Annotated in this window: 30 protein-coding genes; 18 read left to right on the forward strand and 12 right to left on the reverse strand. The window is 60.6% G+C overall.

Annotation, left to right across the window (positions count from 1 at the left end; all coding sequences use genetic code 11):
* The first annotated feature begins 135 nt into the window (after nucleotides 1–135).
* From SIB72_RS02470 to nadB, 3 genes are all read left to right on the forward strand, one after another.
* Nucleotides 136–867, forward strand: coding sequence for a DUF3120 domain-containing protein (locus SIB72_RS02470; RefSeq protein ID WP_413744477.1), 732 nt, complete (start codon nucleotides 136–138; stop codon nucleotides 865–867).
* 112 nt (nucleotides 868–979) lie between these two features.
* Complete coding sequence (gene psbU, locus SIB72_RS02475) at nucleotides 980–1,357, forward strand: photosystem II complex extrinsic protein PsbU (RefSeq protein ID WP_413744478.1); 378 nt, start codon at nucleotides 980–982, stop codon at nucleotides 1,355–1,357.
* A gap of 83 nt (nucleotides 1,358–1,440) precedes the next feature.
* Nucleotides 1,441–3,126, forward strand: coding sequence for an L-aspartate oxidase (gene nadB, locus SIB72_RS02480; protein ID WP_413744479.1), 1,686 nt, complete (start codon nucleotides 1,441–1,443; stop codon nucleotides 3,124–3,126).
* 21 nt (nucleotides 3,127–3,147) lie between these two features.
* Here the strand turns inward: nadB and SIB72_RS02485 are convergent, their stop codons facing one another.
* Nucleotides 3,148–4,089 carry a vitamin K epoxide reductase family protein gene (locus SIB72_RS02485; protein ID WP_413744480.1) on the reverse strand — a complete coding sequence of 314 codons (942 nt, stop codon included), beginning with the start codon at nucleotides 4,087–4,089 and terminating at the stop codon, nucleotides 3,148–3,150.
* Between the two features lie 124 nt (nucleotides 4,090–4,213).
* Between SIB72_RS02485 and rimO the strand changes: the two genes are divergently transcribed.
* Entirely contained in the window at nucleotides 4,214–5,611 is a 1,398-nt protein-coding gene (gene rimO, locus SIB72_RS02490; protein ID WP_413744481.1) for a 30S ribosomal protein S12 methylthiotransferase RimO, read from the forward strand.
* Complete coding sequence (locus SIB72_RS02495) at nucleotides 5,608–6,840, forward strand: MFS transporter (protein ID WP_413744482.1); 1,233 nt, start codon at nucleotides 5,608–5,610, stop codon at nucleotides 6,838–6,840. Before rimO ends, SIB72_RS02495 begins: the two co-directional genes overlap by 4 nt.
* A gap of 18 nt (nucleotides 6,841–6,858) precedes the next feature.
* Here SIB72_RS02495 and SIB72_RS02500 read toward each other — a convergent pair whose 3' ends face one another.
* Nucleotides 6,859–6,951 carry a cytochrome B6 gene (locus SIB72_RS02500; RefSeq protein ID WP_115017751.1) on the reverse strand — a complete coding sequence of 31 codons (93 nt, stop codon included), beginning with the start codon at nucleotides 6,949–6,951 and terminating at the stop codon, nucleotides 6,859–6,861.
* Between the two features lie 177 nt (nucleotides 6,952–7,128).
* Between SIB72_RS02500 and SIB72_RS02505 the strand changes: the two genes are divergently transcribed.
* Entirely contained in the window at nucleotides 7,129–8,703 is a 1,575-nt protein-coding gene (locus SIB72_RS02505) for a B12-binding domain-containing radical SAM protein (RefSeq protein ID WP_115017747.1), read from the forward strand.
* 41 nt (nucleotides 8,704–8,744) lie between these two features.
* Here SIB72_RS02505 and SIB72_RS02510 read toward each other — a convergent pair whose 3' ends face one another.
* Nucleotides 8,745–9,134, reverse strand: a complete 390-nt coding sequence (locus SIB72_RS02510) for a DUF4346 domain-containing protein (protein WP_413744483.1) — start codon at nucleotides 9,132–9,134, stop codon at nucleotides 8,745–8,747.
* Between the two features lie 4 nt (nucleotides 9,135–9,138).
* A complete protein-coding gene (locus SIB72_RS02515) occupies nucleotides 9,139–10,338 on the reverse strand; it encodes a GNAT family N-acetyltransferase (protein WP_115121124.1) in 1,200 nt (399 codons plus the stop codon).
* Between the two features lie 85 nt (nucleotides 10,339–10,423).
* Here SIB72_RS02515 and SIB72_RS02520 point away from each other — a divergent pair, with 85 nt between their 5' ends.
* A complete protein-coding gene (locus SIB72_RS02520; protein WP_413744484.1) occupies nucleotides 10,424–10,855 on the forward strand; it encodes a hypothetical protein in 432 nt (143 codons plus the stop codon).
* Here the strand turns inward: SIB72_RS02520 and SIB72_RS02525 are convergent.
* A complete protein-coding gene (locus tag SIB72_RS02525; RefSeq protein WP_413744485.1) occupies nucleotides 10,825–11,511 on the reverse strand; it encodes a RibD family protein in 687 nt (228 codons plus the stop codon). The two genes, SIB72_RS02520 and SIB72_RS02525, sit on opposite strands and share 31 nt — an antisense overlap.
* Before the next feature lie 17 nt (nucleotides 11,512–11,528).
* Nucleotides 11,529–12,476 carry a 6-pyruvoyl trahydropterin synthase family protein gene (locus SIB72_RS02530; protein WP_413744486.1) on the reverse strand — a complete coding sequence of 316 codons (948 nt, stop codon included), beginning with the start codon at nucleotides 12,474–12,476 and terminating at the stop codon, nucleotides 11,529–11,531.
* A gap of 92 nt (nucleotides 12,477–12,568) precedes the next feature.
* Between SIB72_RS02530 and SIB72_RS02535 the strand changes: the two genes are divergently transcribed.
* Nucleotides 12,569–13,174, forward strand: a complete 606-nt coding sequence (locus SIB72_RS02535; protein WP_413744487.1) for a shikimate kinase — start codon at nucleotides 12,569–12,571, stop codon at nucleotides 13,172–13,174.
* On the opposite strand, the gene SIB72_RS02540 is transcribed toward SIB72_RS02535, so the two are convergent.
* The gene (locus tag SIB72_RS02540; RefSeq protein WP_115017731.1) at nucleotides 13,125–13,391 is read right to left on the reverse strand and encodes a chlororespiratory reduction protein 7; all 267 of its coding nucleotides are present in this window, start codon (nucleotides 13,389–13,391) and stop codon (nucleotides 13,125–13,127) included. The genes SIB72_RS02535 and SIB72_RS02540 overlap by 50 nt on opposite strands.
* Here SIB72_RS02540 and SIB72_RS02545 point away from each other — a divergent pair.
* On the forward strand, nucleotides 13,390–14,157 hold the full coding sequence (locus SIB72_RS02545) for a DUF6816 family protein (RefSeq protein WP_413744488.1): 768 nt from the start codon (nucleotides 13,390–13,392) through the stop codon (nucleotides 14,155–14,157). The genes SIB72_RS02540 and SIB72_RS02545 overlap by 2 nt on opposite strands.
* Here the strand turns inward: SIB72_RS02545 and SIB72_RS02550 are convergent.
* On the reverse strand, nucleotides 14,069–14,794 hold the full coding sequence (locus SIB72_RS02550) for a glutathione S-transferase family protein (RefSeq protein ID WP_115121139.1): 726 nt from the start codon (nucleotides 14,792–14,794) through the stop codon (nucleotides 14,069–14,071). The two genes, SIB72_RS02545 and SIB72_RS02550, sit on opposite strands and share 89 nt — an antisense overlap.
* Nucleotides 14,795–15,356: 562 nt before the next feature.
* Between SIB72_RS02550 and SIB72_RS02555 the strand changes: the two genes are divergently transcribed.
* The 5 genes from SIB72_RS02555 (at nucleotide 15,357) to SIB72_RS02575 (ending at nucleotide 19,756) form a co-directional block, all read left to right on the forward strand.
* Entirely contained in the window at nucleotides 15,357–15,563 is a 207-nt protein-coding gene (locus SIB72_RS02555; protein WP_115017726.1) for a DUF751 family protein, read from the forward strand.
* A 6-nt stretch (nucleotides 15,564–15,569) separates the two neighbouring features.
* Nucleotides 15,570–15,995: a 30S ribosome-binding factor RbfA gene (gene rbfA / locus SIB72_RS02560; protein ID WP_115017802.1), complete on the forward strand. Its 426-nt coding sequence runs from the start codon at nucleotides 15,570–15,572 to the stop codon at nucleotides 15,993–15,995.
* 2 nt (nucleotides 15,996–15,997) lie between these two features.
* A complete protein-coding gene (locus SIB72_RS02565; protein WP_413745020.1) occupies nucleotides 15,998–17,671 on the forward strand; it encodes a glycoside hydrolase family 3 N-terminal domain-containing protein in 1,674 nt (557 codons plus the stop codon).
* A gap of 70 nt (nucleotides 17,672–17,741) precedes the next feature.
* Nucleotides 17,742–18,950, forward strand: coding sequence for a glycosyltransferase (locus SIB72_RS02570; RefSeq protein WP_413744489.1), 1,209 nt, complete (start codon nucleotides 17,742–17,744; stop codon nucleotides 18,948–18,950).
* The gene (locus tag SIB72_RS02575; RefSeq protein WP_413744490.1) at nucleotides 18,947–19,756 is read left to right on the forward strand and encodes a uroporphyrinogen-III synthase; all 810 of its coding nucleotides are present in this window, start codon (nucleotides 18,947–18,949) and stop codon (nucleotides 19,754–19,756) included. Before SIB72_RS02570 ends, SIB72_RS02575 begins: the two co-directional genes overlap by 4 nt.
* Here the strand turns inward: SIB72_RS02575 and SIB72_RS02580 are convergent.
* From SIB72_RS02580 to zds, 3 genes are read right to left on the reverse strand one after another with little or no spacing between them, the layout of a single operon-like run.
* The gene (locus SIB72_RS02580; protein ID WP_413744491.1) at nucleotides 19,720–20,328 is read right to left on the reverse strand and encodes a hypothetical protein; all 609 of its coding nucleotides are present in this window, start codon (nucleotides 20,326–20,328) and stop codon (nucleotides 19,720–19,722) included. The two genes, SIB72_RS02575 and SIB72_RS02580, sit on opposite strands and share 37 nt — an antisense overlap.
* Nucleotides 20,279–20,728, reverse strand: a complete 450-nt coding sequence (locus SIB72_RS02585; RefSeq protein WP_115121116.1) for an SRPBCC family protein — start codon at nucleotides 20,726–20,728, stop codon at nucleotides 20,279–20,281. Before SIB72_RS02585 ends, SIB72_RS02580 begins: the two co-directional genes overlap by 50 nt.
* Before the next feature lie 8 nt (nucleotides 20,729–20,736).
* Nucleotides 20,737–22,209 (reverse strand): 9,9'-di-cis-zeta-carotene desaturase, encoded by a 1,473-nt coding sequence (gene zds / locus SIB72_RS02590; RefSeq protein ID WP_413745021.1) that lies wholly within the window; start codon nucleotides 22,207–22,209, stop codon nucleotides 20,737–20,739.
* 93 nt (nucleotides 22,210–22,302) lie between these two features.
* On the opposite strand from zds, the gene SIB72_RS02595 reads away from it, so the two are divergent.
* The 4 genes from SIB72_RS02595 (at nucleotide 22,303) to SIB72_RS02610 (ending at nucleotide 24,673) form a co-directional block, all read left to right on the forward strand.
* Nucleotides 22,303–22,710 (forward strand): HesB/IscA family protein, encoded by a 408-nt coding sequence (locus tag SIB72_RS02595; protein ID WP_413744492.1) that lies wholly within the window; start codon nucleotides 22,303–22,305, stop codon nucleotides 22,708–22,710.
* An 85-nt stretch (nucleotides 22,711–22,795) separates the two neighbouring features.
* On the forward strand, nucleotides 22,796–23,179 hold the full coding sequence (locus SIB72_RS02600; protein WP_115121136.1) for a hypothetical protein: 384 nt from the start codon (nucleotides 22,796–22,798) through the stop codon (nucleotides 23,177–23,179).
* A gap of 1 nt (nucleotide 23,180) precedes the next feature.
* Nucleotides 23,181–24,401: a lipid-A-disaccharide synthase-related protein gene (locus SIB72_RS02605; protein WP_413744493.1), complete on the forward strand. Its 1,221-nt coding sequence runs from the start codon at nucleotides 23,181–23,183 to the stop codon at nucleotides 24,399–24,401.
* Nucleotides 24,398–24,673, forward strand: a complete 276-nt coding sequence (locus tag SIB72_RS02610) for a hypothetical protein (protein ID WP_413744494.1) — start codon at nucleotides 24,398–24,400, stop codon at nucleotides 24,671–24,673. The genes SIB72_RS02605 and SIB72_RS02610 overlap by 4 nt, the downstream gene beginning before the upstream one ends.
* Here SIB72_RS02610 and SIB72_RS02615 read toward each other — a convergent pair.
* Nucleotides 24,609–25,550: a TIGR01777 family oxidoreductase gene (locus SIB72_RS02615; protein WP_413744495.1), complete on the reverse strand. Its 942-nt coding sequence runs from the start codon at nucleotides 25,548–25,550 to the stop codon at nucleotides 24,609–24,611. The two genes, SIB72_RS02610 and SIB72_RS02615, sit on opposite strands and share 65 nt — an antisense overlap.
* Nucleotides 25,551–25,552: the final 2 nt, after the last annotated feature.

A 25,552-nucleotide genomic window follows, 5' to 3' on the forward strand; every position in this document is an offset into this window, starting at 1 on the left:
AATGTTTCAGGACGCTATGCGGTTGCCGGCATTGGCGCCAGCCTCCTTTTCTTGGAAGCATCTTCTAAGGTTTCGGTCCTTACTGCACAAACGGAGGCATCCCTTTTGCCCAGCGGCCTGATCCAAACCCAAGTCATGGATCGCCGCAGGCTGGATGTCCTCCCTGTACTGGACACCCCCTTCGTCCGTAGCGTCTCGCAAACACCACTGCGCCTCTGGAGTGGTGCGCTGGTGGTGTTGCCTGTGTTTCTTCAGGCCCCTTGGGTGCGCATTCATCCATTCAGCGCCAGCCTGTTCACCATCGTGCTGATGGCTGTAGCCATCCCCCTCGGTTGGCAGCAGCAACCAGTCCGCAAAGACATGGGGGCCCTACTCCTGGGGTTCAGTGGCAGCTGGTTAGCAGGCAGCCTGTTCTGGGGATGGCTGCGAGCTCACCCAAGCTGGCACCTACCGATTGAAGCCCTGGCACTTCCCCTGGCCATCACCGGACTGGGGGGACGTTGGCGACTGGGATGCACGTTCTATCTCTCCTCCCTCATCGGCACAGCCCTCACCGATTTAGCCATGGCGCTCACGGGCGTGATGCGCTTCTGGCCAGCCGTGGTGCAAGCGCCGTTAGCGGAAGCAAACACGCTTCTGAACACCGCAGCAGCGTCCCTGCGCCATCCCTCCGCATTGCTCGTGATGCTTGGCCTGGCGGCTCTCATTCTTGGCATGGCGAACCAAATGCACATGCGGAGTCATCGCCCAAGCCTGCATTCCGACTGCTGGGCAGTGGCCGCATCGGTGCTGGTGACAACGTTGATGGTGGATGGTCTGTTCCTGCTGATGGCCCTCCTTCAGCCCGCACTGAGTGGACTGATCTGAAACGAACTGCAAAAGCTCGTCATCTGGCCTAGAGATTGGCCTAGACACGCTTGTATGGTGCACATACCGGCGATGCCGGAAGTCTCGTTCCGATTCCTGACGGAGTGTTCCGATGAAGCGGCTGGTCTCCTGGCTGACTGGTGTGGTGGTGATGACAGGCCTCTTGCTGGGGCTGGTGCTTCCGCAAGCTGCCTACGCCGATTCCATTCGCAACGTTGCCGACGACAAAATTGCCGAGCGCGGCGACAAAGTGGACCTGAACAACTCTTCTGTTCGCCGCTTTCAGCAGTTCCCTGGCATGTATCCGACTCTGGCCGGCAAGATCGTGCTCGGTGGGCCTTACAACAGCGTTGAAGATGTGCTCAGCCTCGACCTGACAGCCCGCCAAAAGGAACTGTTCTCCAAGTACCGCGACAACTTCACGGTCACGGATCCCGCCATTGCCCTGAATGAGGGTTTTGATCGCATCAACGACGGCCAGTACCGCTGAGGCCCCGCTCTGAACGATTCGTTCCGATCTGAAACGTCGTTGAAGAAACCGCCGGCATTCCCGGCGGTTTTTTGTCTACTGGCATGAGAGTTGTCTCTGCCCACGGAGACCCCATCCCACCAGGTCCCTGGGATGTGGTGGTGGTAGGAGCTGGTGCGGCAGGGCTCATGACATGCCTGGAGCTGCCCGAAGGTCTGAACATCCTTCTGCTCAACCGCAACACCAGTCGTCGTTCTTCAAGCCGCTGGGCACAGGGAGGCATCGCCTCCGTCACCCGCCCGGACGACAGTGCAGGCAGCCATGCCGCCGACACACTCCAGGCAGGGGCTGGACTCTGCGACGGAGATGCGGTGCGGCTGCTGGTGGATCAAGCACCGCAGTGCGTGGAACGTCTGTTGCAGGTCGGGATGGCCTTTGACCGCAACAGTGACGGCAGTCTCGCCACCACGCTAGAGGCGGCCCACAGCCATCACCGGGTGCTGCATGTGCAAGACCAGACGGGTCGCGCGCTTGTGGATGTTCTTCGAGAGCGGGTCGAACAACGACAGGGGTTGCTGCACAGAAGGGGCGTACGCGTTAGCAAGCTCTGGGTTGAAGACGGTCGGTGCTGCGGCGTGCAGGTGATTGATGGCCCTCTCCTCCACTGGATCAGAGCCAGGGCCGTCGTTCTTGCCACCGGGGGCGGCGGTCACCTTTACACCAACACCACCAATCCTGCTCAAGCCGCCGGTGAAGGGGTTGCGCTGGCATGGCAAGCCGGCGCAGCAATCGAAGACCTCGAATTCGTGCAATTTCACCCCACTGCTCTGCATCTACCAGGAGCTCCCTGCTTCCTAATTTCCGAAGCAGTGCGTGGTGAAGGGGGCGTTCTGGTGGATGGTTCTGGCCGCAGCCCTGTGGCAGATCTGAAGGGAGGTGACCTCGCCCCCAGAGATCAGGTCAGTCGCGCTTTGGTGCACAGCATGCGTCGTGAGGGCACAGACCACGTTGGCCTTGACCTACGGACAATCCCTCGGGCTCAGGCGCAACGCCGATTCCCAACAATCCTCGAACACTGCCGCGAATTTGGGCTCCAGCCCCTCGACAAGCCTTTGCCTGTTGCCCCTGCCGCCCATTACTGGATGGGGGGAATCGCCACCAACCAGCATGCATCGACCAATGTTCCCGGTCTCTACGCCGTTGGGGAAGCTGCCTGCACAGGCGTGCATGGTGCCAACCGGCTGGCAAGCAATTCCCTGATGGAATGCCTGGTCTACGCCCGGCAGCTACGAGAGATCGATCTTCCTATCTGGTCAGAGGCGAGTCAACGAAGCGTGCGCGCACTTTGTGCAGCCAAGCCCCCCTTAATGACCAATCTGCGCAGCAGCATCCAAGCCTCTGAGCTCACACGCAGCATCGATCGATTGCGTGAACAGTGCTGGGCCGTGGCCGGTGTCGACCGATCTGTTCACGGCATGCAAGCCGTGCTGCAACAAACACTGGAAGCGATGCCGCGCTTCGAGCAAGAAGAAACCTTGGCGCTACTGGATGCTCAAGCCTTCGATCAGCAACATCAACTGGAAGAACCCAGTCGCCGGGAGCTCAACCTGCTGCTGGATCTCAACCACCGTCAGCGCACAAGTGCTCTGCTGCTGGAAGCCTGCTTGTTCCGACAGGAAAGCCGCGGGGGTCATTTCCGGAGTGATGCCCCACTGCCAATGCCGCAGTGGCAGTGCCACTCCAGGCAGCTCAAGGGACGGATGATCCACACCCGTCCGGTTAGCCCCTAAGACAGCAGCAAAGGGATGGCATCAGAAATCGGAAGGCCCTTTGTAATTCGAGAGGCCTGCCAAGGTTTCGAGAGGCTTGACGCCTGAATCAAGCTGGCCATTGATCTCCCAGCTGGGAAAACCTTCAATCCCCTTGCTGGCACAGAGTTTGGGCTGGCCATTCAGGCCATCAGGCGCACACTCCACCTCATCGAGTTTGTCCGTGGCTTCCTTCCCAAAAAGCTCTTTCTGATCATGACAATGAGGACACCAGTGAGCGGTGTACAGCACAGCCCCTTCTGCGCTGAGATGTTCGGCCAGAGCGATTTTCGCGGGTGAGCTAGGGCTGGTGACTGGTGGCCCCGTGCGCTGGCCGACCGGGGCTGCTGCAGGCCGGTTGGGGTCGACAACAGAAGCCCAGATCAAACTTCCCAACAGCACCGCGAGGGCCAGAAGCACACCTCGAAACAGCAACTTTGCAGGGTCATCCCAACCACCACCGGCCACTGCCAGGACCACAAGAGTGAGGGAAATCAGTGCCGATAAAACACAGAAAAAACAAAAGGCCTGAATCTTGAACACCATCAGGCCGATCAGCACCAAGCTGAACACCGCCATGCCCAGAGAGACCGTAAACAGACCCCACCAGGTACGGCGGGACAAATCGGTTTTGTTTTCCGCCAACCCGGGCAACAAAGGCCCAATCGCCATCACCAGCACCGCTAGGTAAGCGAGCAATCCAGCAAACGACAGCGGAATGGTGAAGCCATCTCCTTGAAACAGAGTTCCCCAGACACTGCTGAGCACCTTGTCGCAGCCATCTCCTCCAACAGGGCAGGTCAGAGGACCCAGCAGATTCCAGCGTTGAAGCGTGATCGAACCGGTATCGATCACGCCAACAGTGGCCAGAACGGCCATAGCGATCCGCACCCATTTCGAGCCCGGGTCCTGGCGGCGGCGACTGGTGAGGCGCGTGGTGGCCATCGAGGCTGTTCAGGTGCCAATCAGTTTGGCAGGCATGGCTGCCTTCTTCAGCTCCAGAGCTGTGAGGCTTGGATCAGAAGCGTTGCAGGTGCAACCGTAAGGTGAAGAATTAAGTGGTGCGGCCATGGCGGCAAACGCAACGACCGCAAGTGCAAAGGCAGCACGGCCGACAGTGGCCTTCGCACATCTGGGCTGCGAAAAAAACCGGGTGGATACCGAACACATGCTCGGCCTGCTCTCAGAAGCGGGTTATGGCGTTAGCAGCGACGAAACAGATGCCAGCGTTGTGGTTGTGAACACCTGCAGTTTCATCCAGGACGCCAGAGAAGAATCAGTGCGCACCCTGGTGGGATTGGCCGAACAAGGCAAGGAACTGATCATCGCCGGATGCTTGGCCCAACATTTCCAGGAGGAACTGCTCGAATCGCTTCCCGAGGCGAAAGCCATCGTGGGCACGGGTGATTACCAGCACATCGTGGACGTGCTCAAGCGGGTTGAAGCCGGAGAGCGCGTCAATCAGGTGAGTAAGAACCCCACCTTTGTGGGCGATGAACATCTGCCGCGCTACCGCACCACTGGCGAAGCCGTGGCCTATTTGAAAGTGGCCGAAGGCTGTGATTACCGCTGTGCTTTCTGCATCATTCCCCACCTTCGCGGCAACCAGCGCTCACGGCCGATTGAATCGATCGTGGCCGAAGCCCATCAGTTGGCGGCCCAGGGCGTGCAGGAGCTGATCCTGATCAGCCAGATCACGACCAACTACGGACTCGATCTCTACGGCAAGCCTCGGCTGGCAGATCTGCTCAGGGCCCTTGGCGAAGTGGAGATTCCCTGGATCCGAGTGCACTACGCCTACCCCACAGGGCTCACACCAGAGGTGCTGGCTGCATACCGGGAGGTGCCCAACGTGCTGCCCTACCTCGACCTCCCTCTTCAACACAGCCATCCTGATGTGCTGCGCGCCATGAACCGCCCCTGGCAGGCCGACGTGAACGAACGCCTGCTCGATCAGATCCGTGAGCAACTGCCGGATGCCGTGCTGCGCACGACGCTGATTGTCGGATTTCCTGGTGAAACGGAGTCTCAATTCGAGCATCTGGCCTCGTTCATTGAGCGTCAGCGCTTCGACCATGTGGGCGTCTTCACGTTCTCCCCGGAAGACGGCACACCGGCAGCCACCCTTTCAGACCACGTGCCCGAGGAGGTGGCCATCGCTCGCAAGGACAAACTGATGGGCCTGCAGCAACCCATTTCAGCTGCGGGCAACGCCAGCTGGGTGGGCCGCACGGTTGATGTTCTGATCGAACAACACAACCCCACCACCGGCGAGATGATTGGCCGCTGCGCTCGCTTCGCTCCGGAGGTGGATGGAGAGGTGCTGTTGCAACCCGGCGATAACGGCATGCAGGCGAGCCCGGGCACCATGGTGCCTGTACTGATTACCGGTGCCGATGTTTACGACCTCACCGGCAAGCTGGTCGGAGCAGCCGACATGGTCACAGCGGCGCGCAGCGCCTTGTGAGACTCGTTTCCAACTGGCACCAACGGCAACGCACTATCTTTCTGATCGCTTCAGGCCTGAGCACGGCGGGATCCTTCGCGGGGCTCACGGCTAAGGGCTGGATTTTGATGAGCGGCACCCAAAACGCGATGCTGCTGGCTCTGCATTTCGCCGCCCTCTCCTTGCCAACCCTGCTGGTCAGTGGTCCCGCCGGTGTACGCACGGACCGAATCGGCTGCGAGAAGGTTCTGGTGCAGGCGCAGTGGGCTCTGCTCGGAGCGGGCCTGATCGGTGCCCTTGCAATTCCCCTGCTCAACGGCAAAGCGCAGGTGAGCGTGCTCCTGCTCAGCACACTGCTCATGGGAGTGGCCGGTGCATACGAACTGACAGCCCGCAATAAATACTGTGCCCTGCTGGTGGATGAACCCCAGCAATTGGCCCCTTATCTCACCAGCTTTTCAGTGGTGTTCAACGTGGGGAAGCTGGTGGGACCACCGATCGGAGGCTGGCTGGTGGCGCTAACGGGACCGGCCATGGCCCTGAGCATCGATGCCTTCAGCTACCTGCTACCGATCGCCAGTGTGATTTGGCTACTGCAGCCCAATACAGCTCAGGAGCAACGCAGCACCGGTTCCAGCAGCGCATCACTGCGGACAGCGTGGAACGACTGTGGACCGATTCTGCGCAACGTTCTGCAGTTCACGGCTGTGATCTGCGTTGTGGGTTTCTTTCATCCTGGCCTGGCGCCTCTGATCGCTGCCGACACCCTCGGCCCTGATCCCCGAGACCTTGGTCTTTTCACCAGTGTTCTGGCGGCTGGAAGCATTGCCGGTGGGGTGGTACTGCAACGCAACAGCCACAAATTCAGCCGTCGACCAGCGATGACACTTGGCTGCTTCGCCTTGATCACCGCTGTGGCGCAACTGGGCATGGCCAAAGGGGGATCGGTCACGATGGTATTAACCATGGCCCTGCTCATCGGCGCAGGCACTGCAGGCCTGCTCAGCAGCGCCAACATGATCACCCAGGTGGGCACACCTCAGATCATCCGCGGACGCATGGCCGGACTCAGCCAGATCGCCTTTCTTGGTGGGGGTGGGCTGAGCGGTCTGATCGCTGCAGCTCTCGCGACCACAGTTGGACTCAGTCACACCTTCGCCATCACAGGCGGTGTGGGGCTAGTGCTGGCTGGTTGGGAAATCTGGAGGCGTGGTGAAACCGTTCTCCCTGAGAGGACGGAAACAGAGTGAAGATCCGCTGCAAGAGCTTCAGATCAACTTGATTCCACGCAGCACTCCACCGATCACAGCAGCGGCGACAAGGCCTGCACCAACCAGACCCAGATAGAAGACAACACCCACGGCAGTGATGGCAAGACTGGTCTATTAGATCAGACCCGAGGGCTGTCACAGCCAAATACCCCTTAAGGTTGTCGCATTCGATTGACTGATCTCGGACGGGCCAGCGCCCAAGTTCGGCCACCTGCTTCTGCTCCGGCAGCACACCGTTCCCCATCTCTGCCCTGTCGCAGCGCTTCCATGCGAACCCTTTTTGTTTATCCGGAGTTCCCGAAAACGTTCTGGAGCTACGAAAAGATCCTTGAGCTGGTGAACCGCAAGGTGCTGCTCCCCCCCCTTGGGCTAGCGACTGTGGCTGCACTGCTTCCTCAGGAGTGGGAGATGAAGCTGGTGGACCGCAACGTGCGGGAAGTTAGCGAAGCCGAATGGGACTGGGCGGAACTGGTTGTGATCTCAGGCATGATCGTCCAGAAGGACGACATGGAGAAACAGATCTCCATCGCCAAAAGTCGTGGACTGCTTGTCGCTGTCGGCGGTCCTTATGCCAGCTCTACGCCAGACGCACCGGAGATTGCCAAAGCCGATTTCAAAGTGCTGGATGAGGGTGAAATCACCCTGCCTTTGTTTATCGAGGCGATCCAACGCGGAGACACCAGTGGAAGATTCAGCGCAGAAGGCGACAAGCCCGATGTCACCGGCACACCCATTCCACGTTTCGACCTGCTCCAGTTAGATGCTTATGACTCCATGAGCGTTCAGTTCTCTCGAGGCTGTCCGTTCAACTGTGAGTTCTGCGACATCATCGTGCTGTATGGCCGAAAGCCACGCACAAAAACTCCTGAGCAGCTTGTGGCTGAGCTGCAGTCGCTCTACGACCTTGGCTGGCGGCGATCCATCTTCTTGGTCGACGACAACTTCATCGGCAACAAACGCAACGCCAAACTGCTGCTGCCGCAAATCAAGGCCTGGCAAGAAGAACGGGGTTATCCGTTCAGCTTTGCCACGGAGGCATCCGTCGACCTAGCCGATGACGACGAGATGATGCGAATGATGCACGAAGCTCGCTTCGAAAGCGTCTTCCTCGGCATCGAAACACCAGACGAAGCCAGCCTGGAAACGGCCCGAAAAGTACAGAACACCCGCAATCCACTGGATGCGGCAGTGGATCGAATCACGGCCAATGGCATCCGGGTGATGGCCGGATTCATCATCGGTTTTGATGGCGAGAAAGAAGGGGCCGGACGCCGGATTGTGGACTTCGTCACCCGCACTGGAATACCGGCCGCGATGATGGGAATGCTGCAGGCACTGCCCAATACCGCGCTGTGGCATCGACTGGAAAAAGAAGGTCGCCTGATCCAAGACAAGGATGCCGCCAAAGGGGTCAACCAGACCAACCTTCTCAATTTCGAACCAACCCGTCCGATCCGGGATATTGCCAATGAATACGTCGAGGCGTTCTGCGCTCTCTATGAGCCCAATGCCTACATGGATCGGGTCTATTCCTACTACTTAAAGATGGGAGCACCCCGCTGGAAGGGGTCCACCAAACTTCCAACCCTCACGGATCTTCGCGCTCTCGCGATTGTGATCTGGCGTCAGGGCCTTAAGCGCAATACCCGCAGCCGTTTCTGGCGCTACATGATCGGTATGGCACGAAGCAACCCGGCCATGCTCGAACAGTTCCTTGTGGTGCTTGCCCACAATGAGCATTTCCTCGAGTACCGCTCGATCGTGCAGCAAGAAATTCGTGACCAGCTCGAATCTCTGCCACCTGAAGAGCCGAAAAGCACCCGGGAACTCCAACCCGTCTGATCGAGGTCAGCGAGCCAACCGGGTTGCCCTCTCAGTCAGTCTTAGTCCTGCACGTAATCTTCACCGCTCAGCATCGCCTGCTCGGCCCGCTGAAGCTCCCGTCCGAGATAGAGCGCATGGTCTAAGCAGCTGAGGGGGTGAGGGCCCTCCCCCTCGGTGAGTTGAATGCCCATCTGTTTCGCGGTTCGAGAGCGGTAAACAGCTGCTGCAGCTCGAGGAGCACTACCCCGGCACTCCAACACTTCACCGGTCTCAGGATCAGTGGCTCTGCCGCTTTCGTCGACGTCATTCGCGAAGTGCTCAACAACCAACTCAAGGGTCTCCCGGTCCACACGGATGAGGAAATAGCCAGCTGGATCAAGCGCAATGAAGCGCTGAGACAACTGATCATCCAGAGACTGCAGCTCCTTCAGTGGTTCAACCATCTGCATGGATTCAGCCATGGTCACAGGCTACAAATGACAAGGAGGGCGGCTCCACTTTGAAGGGCAGCTCAGCATTAATCGCTTCAATCTCCTCTTCCATCAAGGCATTCGCCCGAGGCAACCACTGGCGGATCAAACCATCCATGGCCGGGTGATACCAACGGTGGAGGCTGGCTAGAGGGCGAGCCACAAAACCACGACGGCGCTTGTGGCTGCCACCCGCTCCAGGATCGAATCGCTGCAGTCCCCTCTTCAGGGCCCAAGCGATCGGGGCGTAGTAACACACCTCGAAATGCAAGCAGTCGATCTCCTCCTCGCTGCCCCAGTAGCGCCCCCACAGCTGCTGATGGTCATGCACGCACAGCGACATCGCCACCGGTTCACGCGCATCGCCGCGATGGGCACTAAAGAGAACCACCCTCTCTCGCATCGCCGGGGATGCCAGCCGATCGAAGAACGAGGCCTCGAGATATTTGCTTCCCCACATCCCCCACCGGGCACAGTGCTGCTCATAAAAACCATGCATGCGCTGGAGCAGGCTGGGATCAAGGTCGGCACCACTGAGTGGTGTGACCCTGAGGCCTGCCTGTTCGACAGCCCGACGTTCGCGCTTGATATTGCGACGCTGATTGGCATTGAAGCCAGCCAGATAGTCCGCGAAGGTCTGCTGACCATCCGCGGTCCAAAGGCTCTGCTGATTGATCCAGGTGGCGCAGCCGGCCGCCTCCGCCAAAGGCTGCCAGGTGGGATCCACATAGAGAAAATTGCAGCTGAGAATGCCATTGCGAGAGGCGAACTGGTCGATCAGCTCCAACATCACGGCCGTGAGTTCCGCAGCGCTCTCGCCTGGGGCGGTATGAAAGCGATAGCCCTGGACCGGGCTCACTGGACTCATCCCCACAAGCTTGGGGTAATAGCGCTCTCCCAGATCGGCAGCCAAACGCGCAAACGCTTGATCAAAAACAAACTCTCCATAGCTATGCCCCTTGAGATAGAGGGGTGCCACGCCGACGAGCTGATCGTCGGAGCGCCACACCGACAGATGCAAAGGCTGCCAACCAAGCTTGGGCACAATGCTGCCCGATTCCTCCAGGGCAACAAGCCAATCCCAGCAATAGAAAGGAGAAACCTCCTCCCCAACCAGCCTCTGCCATTGCTGTTCAGGGATCTCGCTCAGAGAGCGATGCCAACGGGCAGACAGCGCGGTCATGGCCGGCGAAGGCAAGGCGGATGGGGCGACCCTAACGAGCAGGCGCTGGCTGTGACCAGACTGAAACTTTGGCGCCGCTTCCACCGTGAACGGTTTTGCGTCGACCCAGCGTGGCCTTTGGCTCGTGATGCTCCTGCTGCTGGGAGCCGGACCACAGACCGCCCGAGCCGGCCTGCTTCAGCCGCTGCTGGATTTGCTGCGTCCCCGCCTTGAGACACACCTCACACAAAGCTGCACCTCCCTGGTGAGCGAGGCGACCGAAGGGCTGGGCCAAGGATTCAGCACGCTGGCGAAACAGCCCTGCCGGTCTTTGGCCAAACCCGTGAGTGCCTGCTTGATTCGTGAAGCCGGTCGCACCGGCAGAGAACTGGGGGTCCTCACCGAGCTGCTCAGAGGCCGTATCGGCGATGACTCCGAGGTGGTGATCCAGCGCTGTGTGACCTCCCTGATAGGACTGCCAACCACCGAACTGAATCCTGGTCTGCTTCAAACGCTGCTCGAACGCCTGCGCCGATAAAGCACCATCAACTCGTTGCTCTCAAGGGGCATGCACTCCTGCAAACTCCAGGCATCCGCGACAGCCAACGCTGAGGGCAGGCTCTCCTCAGTAAAGGGAATCCAACCGTGGCGCCCTCCGAGCACCCGAGGGGTGAGGGTGAGTTGAAGCTCATCGACTGCATCAGCCAGCAGCAAGGAACTGGTTAGAGACGCTCCTCCCAGGAGGAGAAGACGATGCAATCCCTTTGACGCCAGCCCATCCAGCGTCTGACGCCAGGAATCGGCCATCACGTGCACGTGATCAAAGCCGGGAATCAAGCCATCAGGCAGGGAAGGATCGGCAGGGCGCAGAAGCTGTCGTTCAAGCGGCTGATGAAAAAAAGGCCAATCCAGGGGGAACTGCGGCTGCATCCGTGAGGTCACCACCAGCGCGGAGGGTTGGGGGGATCGTCCTGCTGCCAGACGCTTTTGCAGCAACTCCGGATCATGAATCAGGCAGGTGCAGCGATGGGCCCGCAACGTGCCCGCACCGAGCAAACAGCCATCAGCCCAAGCGAGGGCTCGATCAAGCACCTTGCGGTCACCCTCACCACCCAAATGAGCGGCCCCACCCTTCGGCGGGGCTAGACGTCCATCAAGGCTGATGGCCAGCACCAGCCTCAGCTTGTGCGGCATGGTGGAGGGGGGAGGACTCAGGACGCCATAACCGCCTCAAGGGCAGCGGGCTGCATGTCCAGCTGAGGCACTTCGGCATAGACCTCAGCGGCATTGTTTGGACTTTCCTGCAAACGCACCTTGTGGAGATGGGCGCCAATGGCCTGAATCGGTGCCGAGAGGCGGTCAGCAATGTGGAGGGCAATGTTCTCAGCCGTCGGAACGCACTCAGCGAAGAAGGCCACGTCTTTGTTCAAAAACGTGTGATCGAAGGGTTCCACCACCAAATCATCCACCAACCGCTGCAGTGCCGAGAGGTCACAGACCATGCCACTTCGGGGATCGATTGTGCCGCGCACCGTCACATCCACCAAATAGTTGTGACCATGGCCATGGGGACGGGCACACTTGCCATAAATGCGTTCGTTCTCCTCCTGGCTCAATTCCGGGCGCGCCAAACGGTGTGCGGCGGCGAAATGAGTGCGAATCGTCAGGAAGGCGTCCATGGGATGTCCGAGATAGTCGGCCCAAAGGCCCGGTTGTTCGTAGAGACGTAGGGCCGTGATCGGCAGATGCGGGGTGAGACGCTGCCAGATCGACCTCACCAACGCTTCGGTGGTGGGGAGGCAACCAGCAGGTGTGGAAACATCGAACTCTGGCCAAGCCTCATTGAGGAAGCGAAAGTCGAGCTGGCCCGTCACCTCAGTGCGGATCGCATGCTTCACCTCTGAGAGGTTGAGCACCATGCCATCGGCATCCAGGCCTCCGGCCATGGACACGATCAGCTCGTAGTTGTGACCATGGCCAGGAGCCAAAGCACAGGGTCCGAACCGGGCAGCATTGTCATCTGCACTCAATTCAGGCAGCCAGTAGCGGTGACTGGCACTAAAACAGGCTCTACGGGTGATCACACACCCCCTGCCCCGGCCATGCGTCGCCGTCTGAGGCAGATCTGCGGCACATGCCACAGCTGAGGGTTCAGTCATGGCGTGGTAAGTCCAGCGGGCATCCTAGGGAGTCCCGGGGTGCAACCGACCAAGGCCTGACGCGACTCCACCCTGAACGCCTGCCGCTCTCCATGACTGACCAATCCCAGAACGGGCCCCACCCGCTTCGTTCCCGACTGGGGGGACGCAACCTCTACCTGGTGGGGATGATGGGCAGTGGCAAGAGCAGCAGTGGTCGTCCTCTCGCCAAGCAACTCGGTTACGGGTTCGTGGATGCCGACCCGGTGATCGAACAAGTGGCCGGTCGCCCCATCCCCAAGATCTTTGCGGAGGATGGCGAAGCAGGGTTTCGCGCAATCGAATCCCAGGTTCTGCAGGCGATTGGCCAGCGCCATTCCCTGGTGGTGGCCACTGGCGGCGGAGTGGTGACCCGGCCGGAGAACTGGGGAGTTCTGCATCAGGGTGTGGTGATCTGGCTCGCCCCAGACAGGGAGCGCATCCTCAAGCGTCTGGCCAACGACCCCACCCAACGGCCGTTGCTGGAGACCGATGACCCCACGGCCTCCCTTGATGCCCTGCTGAGCAAACGCAACCCCTTCTATGCGGAGGCTGACCTCCATCTCAGCGTTGGCGACCAGTCAGCCGAAGAGGTGGCGGCCATGGTGCTGGAAGCGATTCCAACCATCCTCAGCTCGAACCAGGAGGCTCCAGACGGACTGCAAACCACTGAAGGTTGATACCTGGCTGCAGTTCCAGATCACAGGCCGTGTCCAGCAATCGAAGGGCCGCCGCCGCTACCGAGCCCTGTGCATCAAGGTCTTCAGGCAGAGCGTCAAGTGAGGTCAGGTGCTGTTCAAGCCATGCCAAGGTGTCGTCGGCACTCAGAAGCTGTTCCGGCTGACCGGGCTCCAGCACCACGTAGTGCTCACAGGCACGGATCAGGGGATCAGACATGGCGCAACGGCTGCTGACCATCATCATCAGCCTGCTCTCGATTCAGGCACTGCTCTTGGTGGATGCCAATCCAGCCTGGGGGGCGGAAGACTGGCTGGATGAGCGACAGCAGGCCTGGCCTCACTGGCAGCTGCCGGCACCATTGCCGCGGCCTCGTCAGCACCAGGACCTGATCTATCCCGAGTGGCTTAGGGGGGAATGGATGGTTGAGAGCACTGATCTGGCCGACCAAAGCAGGCTTGAACATCCGGCTCGCTTCCATGCGCTCCATCCGCTGATCGATGGCAAGGCCGACGTGGTCGGAGACCGGCGCTTCAATGCCCGTGCGATCGGCGAAGCCCTTCTCGGTGAGCAACTGCTCTCAGTGGAGCAAGCACCGGAACAGGTCAATCGCCAGCTGGCCCATCTCTCGGACGATCGAACACTGGAAACAACCGTGATCGGTCGTCGTCAGACGTCCACCGATCAAAGGCCCTTTGTGAGCGATGAGCTGGTGCTCCAGATCCTGCATGGCAACGGTCCTCCACGCATTAGCAGGATCGAAACCCTCAGCCGATACAGCCTCTGTGCGGACGACATCAACCTGATCTGTGCCGAGCAATGGCAAGCCCGTTACCCGGGACCGGGAGCCCAGTCGTCCAACCAGGCCTTGAACACAAGCCATTACGAGCTACGGCTCACACGGCAGCGGGATCAGCCTGCAGGAGCTGATCCTCGAGTTGATCCCTCCAACGGAACAGGGATTGCAAACGGGGATGATCACTAAACCCAGGCACCCCTCGACCTGCCAAGGCTTCTCCGGCGGAGGGGGGGAAACGGAGCAAAGACAACTGGGCAGCCACGGCGAGATCTGCAATGGTCAGGCCATCTCCGACCAACCAAGGACTGACGTCAACCGCATCAGACAGTTGAATCAGGCTGGCGAGCATGGCTGAACGTTCCCCCTGATCAACCACCTCACCAAGACCCTGCAGCCATCCACCAGGTAGGGCCCCCACCGTCTGGCGAAGAGGTGCGGGGAGAGCATCAGGTAATAAGGCAGCTAAGAGACTCCCATCCCCAACCGCCGCCTGAGCCAGGGCGACCCTGGCGGCCGCTGCCAGGGTGGTGTCTGCCCAGTCCTCCAGCAGATGGGACTGGGCCCGTTCCCGTGGATTTGCAGGGATCAAACAAGGCGCAGGATGGTGTTGTTCAAGATGCAGTGCAATCGCACTGGAATCGGGCACCACCGTGTCGCCATCCACAAGGACAGGGACCTGACGCTGACCGGAGAGACGAAACACGTCGATTTGGCCCACACCGGGGGTCACCTCCACGACTCGAAAGCTCAGAGATTTGGCCTGAAGGATCATCCGCACCTTGAGACAAAAGGCTGAATGACGGAACTGATGAAGCTCCAACATGGCCTGCACCAACCAGGGAACGGAAGGGTAGCCATCTGAATCCGACCTTCGCCATCTCCCTGCGAGAGGTTGTCGTCTCTACTCGACAAGGTTTGCGACATCACAGTCGGATCCCGAACGAGAAGAATTCCGAACAGGTGACGGTTGCAGTTTCATCCCCCAAAAGAATCTGCCAAAGCCAAATGCATCTTTTTGAAAGACAAAACGATTGAGATTGAGACTCTTCACCTCACGAAAACTGTCCCGGGATGAGAGTGAAGCGGCAACAGTTGAAAGATCCAACCCTCAGAGCAGCTTGGGCGTGACCAACCCATGCATTGCCATCCATGACACTGCTGGGCAAGCCTTTTCCCATTCGTCATGTCAAGGCCTCCCCAAAAGGCCTGGCATCACATCGATTCATCTCGTTTCTCGAGCAACTCATGCGTCATTTGGACGCCCTAAAATTCGGTTCAGCACCTTGTTGCTTCCGTCTCGCGCGCTTTGTCCTGGGCATGCGAGCCCTCAGCCAAGACTTGCCCACGTTCATTCCACCCAGCCAAACCGACTGCAATAACTGACCATGAGAGATTTTTTCGTCAATGTGACGCGCTATCCGCGTTACCTGATCGCCTTCGGTCTGGGAGTCCTGAATTCTGTCGCCGAACCCTTGGCACGGCGCCGCAGCAATCCGGTCACCGCCGTGGCCCTCATCGGTGCCCTGATCAGCGGCATGATCAGCCTGAGCCTGGTGCTCCGTGCCATGGTGACGCCATCACCTCTGGCTTGATTGGCCATGGCACCGGGACGGCGAGTGGAGCGGGTCGCGGCCCTGATCAGACGCGAAACAAGCGAACTGCTCATCCATGGGATCCGCGATGAGCGCGTGCATCAAGGGATGGTGAGCATCACCGAAGTGGAAGTGAGCGGTGATCTCCAGCACTGCAAAATCTTCGTGAGCATCTACGGCGAGGAGCAGCAGCGACAGCAGGTGCTCGAAGGCCTTCAGGCCGCCAGCGGCTACCTACGCGGAGAACTGGGGCGACGCCTGCAGATGCGCCGTGCGCCGGAGGTCGTTTTCCAGCTGGATCGTGGAATCGAGAAGGGAACCACCGTTCTCAATCTGCTCAACCGCCTTGAGGAGGAACGGGGAGAACGCGGCGCGATCCCAGCCGGCAGTGATGCAGACCCCGAAAGCGGAGCCGAGCAAGGAGCATCGTGACGCTGGGGTCGTTTCCGTCACCAAGCAGCCAGGCACTCACGGACGAAGAACTGCACAGGCGGGTAGCAAGCCTGATCGTTGTTCGGGCCAGTGGACATGCCGGAGACCGACAACGGCGCTACCCCCGCTGGGAGCTCAACAATGCCGACTTGCAGCGGCTTCTCCAATCGGGTGTAGGCGGTGTGATCCTGCTTGGAGGCACTTGCGTGGAACTGCAGCAGCGCTGCCTGCAGCTGCGTGATTGGGCCGGCCGGCCGCTCCTGCTCTGCGCCGATGTCGAAGAGGGGGTCGGCCAGCGATTTGAAGGAGCCTCATGGCTCGTGCCGCCGATGGCCCTCTCCAGCCTGTATGCCTCCGACCCTGCGCAAGCCGAGACCCTCGCAGAGCATTACGGCGCCTGCACAGGCCGACAGGCCCGCCAGTGCGGCCTGAACTGGGTGTTGGCACCAGTCGTGGATGTCAACAACAACCCGGACAATCCAGTGATCAATGTCCGGGCCTGGGGGAACGACCCAACGACAGTCTCAAAGCTCACACTCGCCTTCCAACGTGGCCTCACCAGAGAGGGAGTGCTGGGGTGTGCCAAGCACTTCCCGGGCCATGGGGACACTGCGGTGGATTCGCATCTGCAGCTCCCGGTGCTCCCCCATGACAGGGAACGGCTCGAGCGGATCGAACTGTTGCCCTTTCGGACAAGCATCGCTGCGGGTATCGACAGCGTGATGACTGCCCATCTGGAAATCCCTGCGCTTGATCCCACACGGCCTGCCACCCTCTCGAAGCCGGTCCTCACTGGACTGCTGCGGCAAGAGCTTGGCTTTGAAGGCCTGATCGTCACCGATGCCCTGGTGATGGAGGCGATCAGAAAGCACTACAGCCCCGGTGAGGCAGCACGTCTCGCCTTCGAGGCAGGGGCTGATTTAATCCTCATGCCTGAGGACGCCGACGCGGCGATCAAAGCGATCTGCTCTGGCCTGCGCTCCGGACGGATCCCTTGGCAGCAGCTCGATGCCAGTTTGGAAAGACGGCAAAAGGCCTTACAGCGCATCAACACTGCAGCTCCTGAACAACAACGCAGCGAGCAAGCAAGCCACCAGCTCCTGGCACAGGAAAGCCCAAAAGAACGCGCGCTCAGCACCGAACTCGTGGAGCTGACCTGCCAGACCAACGGGGGTCGCATCCAGGCTGCAGCGGCAGGCAAGGGCATCAATCTGATCCGGGTGGATGGGGTGCTGCCCTGCCCTCAACTCCATGCCACGGCTCCAGCCCTCCTGCTGCCTGAACGAGCAGGCTTCAGTCCGTTGATCATCCACCCGATGGCGGTGTCAATCTGGCGGGACGACCAGCCCTCTTCCCCTCTGGCGCTGGAGCGACTGGGGGACGGACCTGTGCTGGTGCAACTGTTTCTGCGTGGTAATCCCTTCCGAGGCGGTCGTGACAAACAAGAACCCTGGGGGGATGCCCTCGCCCAGCTACAACGCGCAGGTCGGCTTGCCGGGGTTGTGATCTACGGAAGTCCATACAGCTGGGAGGCCTTGCGCGCGAGGCTTGAGGCCGGCATTCCGGCCGCCTACAGCCCAGGCCAAATGCCCGATGCCCAGCACTCCGCCCTGAGTCGTCTGATCACACAGCCTGAGACCACGGGCACAGGGCCTGGGCAGGGTTTCACCGACTGAGATTCAGCCACAGCAAACGCAGCAGAGCCAAGCCGAGGGCCGTAGCCTCAGCGCGAACCGTGAAGCCTCCATGCTCAGCCTCTCGATGATCGTGCGCGATGAGGCCGATCGGATCGAGGCCTGTCTGGCCTCGGTTCGGGGTCTAGCCAACGAGATGGTGGTGGTCGACACCGGCTCAACGGATGACACCGTGCAGCGGGCCGAGGCCGCCGGCGCACGGGTGGAACACATGCCCTGGCCAGGAGATTTCGCACCCGCACGCAATGCGGCACTGGAGCACGTAAGCGGCGACTGGGTGCTGGTCTTGGATGCGGATGAACAGCTCCTACCCGAGGCCATCCCCGCCCTGCAGGAACTGATGAGCCAGCCCGATGTGCTGGTGATCAATTTGCTGCGCTACGAGAGGGGTGCGGCCATGGCCCCTTATTCGAGTGTCAGCCGGCTGTTCCGCCGTCATCCACGCCTGCGGTGGAGCCGTCCGTACCACTCAATGATCGACGACAGCGTCGAGGCCCTGCTCCGCGATGAGCCCCAGTGGCGCATCGTCAACTGCAGCGCCCCAGCACTGCTCCATGACGGCTATCGCCCCGAGCTTCTCCAGGGCAGTGACAAGGCCCAGCGGCTCCAAAAAGCCATGGAGCAATGGCTGGGCGAGCAGCCTGGTGATCCCTATGCCTGCGCCAAGCTGGGCGCCCTTGAGGTGGCTGCAGGGAACCGAGATCGAGGCGTCGCTCTGCTGCATCAGGGCCTCGCATCCCTGGGGGAAAGCATGGATCGCACTGCAGAGCGGTATGAGCTACTGCTCCATCTCGCCATGGCGCAGCGCGACGATGATCCCACCACCGCCATCGCCACTTACCAGCAAGCGCTAGATCTGCCGATGGAGCCCCGTCTCAACCTTGGGGCACGCCTCAACCTGGCGGTGCTGCTGATGGAAACCGACCAATTGGAGGAGGCGATCAAGCTCACCACCACCGCCACTGAACAGGCTCCGGAAGTGGCCCTTGGCTGGTACAACCTCGGCCTCATGCAAAGGCGCCGAGGCGACATCGCCGCGGCCATCAACGCCTATACCAAGGCGATTCAGCGCCATCCCAACCACCCTGAATGCCATCAAAATTTGGCGGTGGCACTGCTGATGGGCGGCGACATCGATGGAGCCCGCAACGGCTTCCGGATCGCCCTAGATCTGCTGGAAGCCCAGGGGCGCAACAACGAAGCCAAGGCGTTGCGCAGCCAGGTGGAGGGTCTGGTGAAACTGAACGAGGCCGGTCGATGAGCTTGCCACTGCAAGGCCGCACGGTGGTTCTCACCCGAGCCCAGGAGCAGCAGGGCGAAGGACGCCAGCTCATGGAAGCACTCGGAGCCAGCGTGATCGACCTTCCCGCCCTGGTGATCGGACCACCGGATGAGTGGGGACCGCTCGACGACGCTCTGGCCGAACTGGATGAATTCCACTGGCTGGTGTTCTCCAGCGCCAATGGAGTGAACGCGGTGGAGGAACGACTGCAGAGGCAGGGGGGAAGTCTGTCTGGACGACCCAGCAGCCTCAGACTTGCCGCCGTGGGGCGCAAGACCGCCGCAAGACTGGAAGAGCTGGGTGCGGAGGCGGACTTCGTGCCACCCAACTTCGTTGCTGACAGTCTGATCGAACATTTCCCGATATCTGGCTGGGGGCTGAGGTTGCTGATCCCACGTGTGCAGAGCGGCGGGCGCACCTTGCTGGCAGAAGCCTTCGGGGAAGCAGGCGCACGGGTCGTCGAGGTGGCGGCCTACGAGTCCCGCTGTCCTGAAAGCATCCCGAATGATGCGGCGGCGGCCTTGGAGGCTGGCGAGGTCGCTGCCCTCACCTTCAGCAGTGGCAAGACCGTGATCCACACAGCTCAGCTTCTCGAGGCACGATTCGGCTCCCAATGGTTGACGCGACTGGACACAGCCAAAGTGGTGTCGATTGGTCCGCAGACCAGCAAACGCTGTCTTGAGCTGCTGGGTCGCGTCGATCAGGAAGCGGATCCCCATGACATCCCAGGACTGGTGCAAGCCTGTGTTCAGGCCTTGGATTCCACCAAGCAGACAGGTTCCTGAGCCTTGCCCGCCACCGCATAGGTAAGACAACCGCGCTGCAGATCAATCCTCAGCACGGACCAGTCTTGGGGAAGGATCGCCTTGAGTTCCGATCCACAGCGACCAGAGGGGCCAACGCAGATCGCTCCAGAGATCGCTCCAGAGTCCTTCGGAATGCTGACAAGAGCCTGCAACTGTCCACCAACGGACAGCACACCTTGAAGCCTGATCGGCACCGAACCTGGCTGGGAGGACGAGGCATTGCCAATAGCCCCCCCAGCCAAAGGCGCGAAAGGATCGACCCGTCCCCGGCTCACAGAGTCCTGAACCTGAGCAGGGGTGGGAAGCGGCGTCAGCGTGGCGGGGGGGACTGCAGGAATCGCTGCGATCTGGTTCTCCTCGGGCATGACAGCAGGAGAAGGAGAGCCCAATGGACTGCTGGGAGTCATCAGGGATTCGTCAGGATCCGGGCTGGCACAACCGGCCAGCACCGTGAGCAACACCATCAACAACTGCCGAGACAGCTGATCAGGCCGACACTGATCAGGCCGACACGGTGTAATCGCTTTCCACCAGATCCCGGAATCGGTCAAGGTTCGCCTGGAGTTCCTGGGTAACCATCCCTCCCAAGATGCTCGGTTCCATGAGGGGTGCCAAGACCCCCGGCAATTCGTACGTAACGCTCAGTTTGACGGCGGTACGGTCGTCAGCCTCTGGATAGAAACGCACTGCGCCTTTGGTGGGCAAGCCACCCACCGACTCCCAATGCAACTGCTGGGCCTCCACACGGGTGGTGATCCTTGCCTTCCAACGAAAGCGAAATCCCTGAGCCGCGAGGGTCCAGTCGGTGAGATCAGGGTCATCAAGAGTTTGGACCGATTCAATCCAGCGCATCCAATGCGGCATCGCCTCCAGGTCACTCCACACCGCCCACACCCTGGAGACGGGAGCCCTCACGTCAGTGGTGACAGTGTGTTCAAGCCAACGTCCCATAGATTCAGTTAGGCAACTGCGGCATTGGTGGCCAAGCGAGCCGATCGGCCCAGGATGGCAGCGGCAGCAAGATGCCCGCTCATCGTGGCGCCCTCCATCGAGTCGATGTAGTCCTGACGGGTATAGCTACCCGCCAGGAAGAAATTCCCGATGGGTGTGCTCTGATCTGGGCGGAACGGCTCCATCCCTGGGGCTTCGCGATAAAGCGACTGAGCCAATTTCACCACGTTGCTCCACACCAAAGTGAGGCCTTTGGCGGAGGGAAAGAGTTCACGAACCTGGGCATCGGTGTGGGCCACGATGGCGTCAACCGACTTGGGAATCCAGGGATCTCCGGGGGTGAGAACACACTGCAATAAGGAACCAAGTTCAGGCTTGCGGTAGTCCTCAGGGCTCGCCAGTGCCAGATCAGCAAAGCAGCTGAAATCAGCATCAGCGGTATAGAGCAAGTTATTCAGACCTGCGGGGGTCGCGAGGTCGCGGCGACGTTTCTCCTCCTGCGCACCGTCCCCTAGTTCCGTCACCCATCCGTCGTAGCGGAGCTGAACAGTGGCGACCGGGACACCCTCCAGGTTGTGAATGGCATCGAACTGGGGAAAGCGGCGCCAGGCCTTTGGCAGCAGCTTCTGGATACCCGGAACATCACAGGCTGCCAGGTAGGCATCGGCCTGGATCTGCCGCTCACCTTCGGGGGTACCAAGGATCAGTCCTGTGACTTCAGGGGTGTCGGCCTCGGTGAACTGCACCTCTTTCACTCGGTGGCGGAGATGAAGCTTGCCGCCACGGGCCTGGATGTAATCCAAGATCGGAGCGGTGAGCCAGCGATGGGGCGACCCCTTGAGCAGATTGAGTTTGGAGGCTTCGGTCTTGGCCGCAAACATCATGAAGATGGTGAGCATGCAGCGAGCCGAGATCGCTTCACAGTCAATGAACCCGAGCGCATAGGCGATCGGATTCCACATGCGACGGATGCTCTCCAGACTGCCGCCGTGGCCCACAAACCAATCCTGGAAGCTGACTGAATCAAGCGCCCGGATCGTGCGCATCGCGCCCTCGTAATCCACCAGTCCGCGAACGATCGGGCTCGTTCCGAGGGCCAAGGCATTGCGCAGTTTGTCGATCCAGGTGAGCTGGGGGGTGGTGAAAAACGCCTTCAGCCCATTGAAAGGCGCACCAAGAGCAAAGCGAAAATCGAGCTCGCGCAGATCGCCGCCGCGGTTGCAAAAGAGGTGGGTGTGGTCCTTCGGCAGCAGATTTTGGATGGCGCCAACCTTCCGCATCAGAGCAAAAAGATTGGCGTAGTTGAAGAAAAAAACGTGCAAGCCCATCTCGATGTGATTGCCGTCGTCGTCCTCCCAACTGCCAACCTTGCCGCCCATAAATGGCCTGGCTTCGTACAAATCCACCTGATGGCCGGCATCCACCAGATCAACAGCAGCCGACAATCCGGCAAGACCCGCACCCACGATCGCGACCCGCACCGGCTGCATCCGCCAACAACGAACTGACTCTATGAATTCGGCAGCCATGAACGAGCCTCCATACAGTACGGAGACCGGACTGATCCCACCTCCATGACCGCATCCGTCCCTCCTGCTGGCACCACAGAGACCATCGCCCATACCGCTAAGGACGGCAAAGGCATCCAAATCACCGATCCAGCCATGCAGCAGCTGGCCAAGCTCTGCAACGAACAGGGCCAAAACCAGGTGCTGCGGGTCGGCGTTCGCTCAGGTGGCTGCAGCGGCATGAGCTACACGATGGATTTCGTTCCCAGTTCCGAGATCGAGGAAGGGGATGAGGTGTATGACTACAACGCCCCAGATGGTGCAGCGTTTCAAGTGGTGTGTGACCCCAAGAGCCTGCTCTACATCTACGGAATGCAGCTGGACTTCAGCACAGCACTGATCGGGGGCGGCTTCAACTTCACCAACCCCAACGCCAGCCAGACCTGCGGCTGCGGAAGTTCCTTCGCAGTCTGAACCGGCTGCATGGGAATCTGATGGCACTGCAGACGCCAGCGGAACGGTGACCGAAGCGAACGATGAAAGCCTGTTTGAACAGGCAATGGCCCGCTACCAAGACGGTGCTCCAGCCACTGAAGTGCTTGAGGACTTCATCACCATCACCAACGCCGCCCCACGCCAATCGGCGGGGTGGACTTGCCTGGCCTGGCTGCAATTGCTCTGCGATCAGCCAGAAGAAGCGCTGCGATCGGCCCGTTTGGCCGTGAAACTGAATGGTCAGGACCCCCAGGCCCGCATCAACCTGAGCCTGGCAATGCTGGAAACCAAGGCCAAGGGCGTACGCGATCATGTGCAGGTGGTGCAGCAAATCCTGGCCGTAGCGCCGGAGGTCAACCAAGAATTGCAGGCATCCATCGCCGACGGGCTGGTTCGTAAACCGGGCTGGCCAGCACTCATGAAAGTAAAAAACTGGCTGGAGCTCTGAGGTGGCGCGGCTGCTGCTGTTGAGCAACGGTCATGGAGAAGACCTCTCCGGTGCGTTGCTTGGCCAAGCACTGCAACGCTGCGGCCACCAGGTGGATGCCCTGCCGCTTGTTGGCGGAGGCCACCCCTATCGGGATGCAGGCATCCCCTTGATGGCAAACACACGTGAATTCAGCACCGGTGGGCTGGGCTACACCAGCCTGCGGGGCCGTCTCACCGAACTGATCCAAGGTCAGGTGCTGCATCTGCTCCAGTCGTTGCTGCGGCTGATCCGCATCCGCCGCCGCTATGCCCTCGTGGTGGTGATCGGCGATGTGATTCCGGTCATGGCGGCCTGGCTCTGCGGGCGACCAGTGGCGACCTATCTGGTCGCCTATTCCAGCCACTATGAGGGTCGTCTGAATCTGCCCTGGCCCTGCGACAACTGCCTAAGCAGCGGGCGCTTCCTGGCGGTCTACAGCCGCGATCTGCTCAGCGCCGAAGATCTCAGCCGCCAACTCGGCCGGCCAGTGCGCTTTCTTGGCAATCCCTTTATGGATCCAGTGCTGGCTCCGGCAACACCACGACCGCCTCGGCGGCACCGGCTCGCGCTGCTTCCCGGCAGCCGAAGGCCTGAACTTGAGCACAACCTGCTGCTGCTATTGCAGGTCATCCAGCGGCTGCCAACCCACCTGTTCAGCCATCAGGAACTGGCGGTGGACCTGGCCCTGATCCGAAGCGTGGACGATGCAGCGCTCCAGGCTCTGATCGCTCCCCATGCCTGGCAGATGCACAGATCGGAGCATCAACTCGCACTCGTCAAAGGACCTTTGCGGGTGGAGGTGCAACGCAGCGCTTTCGCCTCCGTCCTGCAAAACGCCAACCTGGTGATGTCCATGGCAGGAACAGCCGCCGAACAGGCCGTGGGGCTTGCCAAACCGGTGCTTCAAGTCGCAGGCAAAGGGCCACAATTCACCGCCAACTTCGCCGAAGCGCAGCGGAGATTGCTTGGCCCCACCGTGTTCTGTGCAGAGGGAGACAGCGGAGAACCGACCACTCTGGATGCCACGGCAAAGCTCGCACTGGAGCTACTGGAAGGCAGTGAACAAGACAACACCCTGCAGCAACGGTGTCGCCAGCAGGCGGAAGAACGGCTCGGCAGCATGGGGGGAGCCGACCGCATGGCCTCCGCCATTACCGACCTGCTCGCCCCCAGTCAGCCCTCCCTCTCCATCAACCCATGAGTTCCGCCACAGACCAACCCCTCTGGAAACTCTGGCTGGACAGGCTGCTGGTGCTCGATGTGTTCGTGGTGCTTGCGGGGGCAGGCTGGTTCGGCATTGCAGTGGTAGCGAGCAGCCAGGGCATCGAAGCGCCGATGCACTCCTTCCAGCAGCTCTGGGATCCACTGTTCACCCCCGCGATCGGGCTCTTAATCGCTGCAGCACTGATCAACGGGATCGCGTCGTGGTGGCAGCGGCGAGGGCCTCAGACAGATCGGGGTAACGGAAGCTAAAACCCAGCTGAGCTAAACGCTCTGATCGAACCTGCTGACCATCCAGGACGACGCGAGCACCATCGCCAAGGAGAAGATGCAACACCGGCCCAGGCACGGGAAGCAGGCTCGGTCGTCCCAAGCAACGGCCCAAGGTGGAAGCGAAGGTGGCCATGCTCACCGGCTCAGGTGCGACGCCATTCACCACACCTGACCAACGGCTGTCGGTGAGAGCTCGCAGGATGAGCTGACACAGATCGGTGCGATGAATCCAGCTCATCCACTGTCGTCCTGAACCGATCGGCCCGCCGAAACCGGCGCGGAACACCGGCAGCATCTTGCCCAGAGCTCCACCCTCTGGGGCAAGCACAATGCCGATACGCACGACCACCAGACGGGTGGGATCAGGCCGGCCGCTAGCGGCGGTCTCCCAATCGCGGCAGAGGGTGCCGAGCAGATCATCACCAGCAGGGCTGGATTCCACAAAGGTGGCCTCTGCACTGGTGCCGTAAAAGCCCACTGCAGAAGCATTCACCAACACCGCTGGCGGCTGCTCCAGCCGCTGCATCGCCGAAACCAGATGACTGGTTGTTGCAAGACGGCTGGTGTTCAGCAGCTGTCGATGAGCCACCGTCCAGCGCTGTTCAGCAATGGGCTCGCCAGCCAAATTGACCACACCATCAGCGTTCTCCAGCGCCTGCTGCAGCCCACCACCCTGAGCCCAATGCGAGGCCTGCGCTGGGTCGAGCTGAAGCCAGTCGTGGCCAAGATCCGTGGCCCAGGCCACGGCCGCCCGTGGACGGCGGCTCACCACAGTGAGCTGGTGGCCCTCCTGCAAAAGGATGGGGACCAATTCGCGCCCGACCAAACCGGTGCAGCCGAGCAGCAGCAGACGCATGA

Source organism: Synechococcus sp. MIT S9451 (genome assembly GCF_047304725.1).
GTDB lineage: Bacteria > Cyanobacteriota > Cyanobacteriia > PCC-6307 > Cyanobiaceae > Synechococcus_C.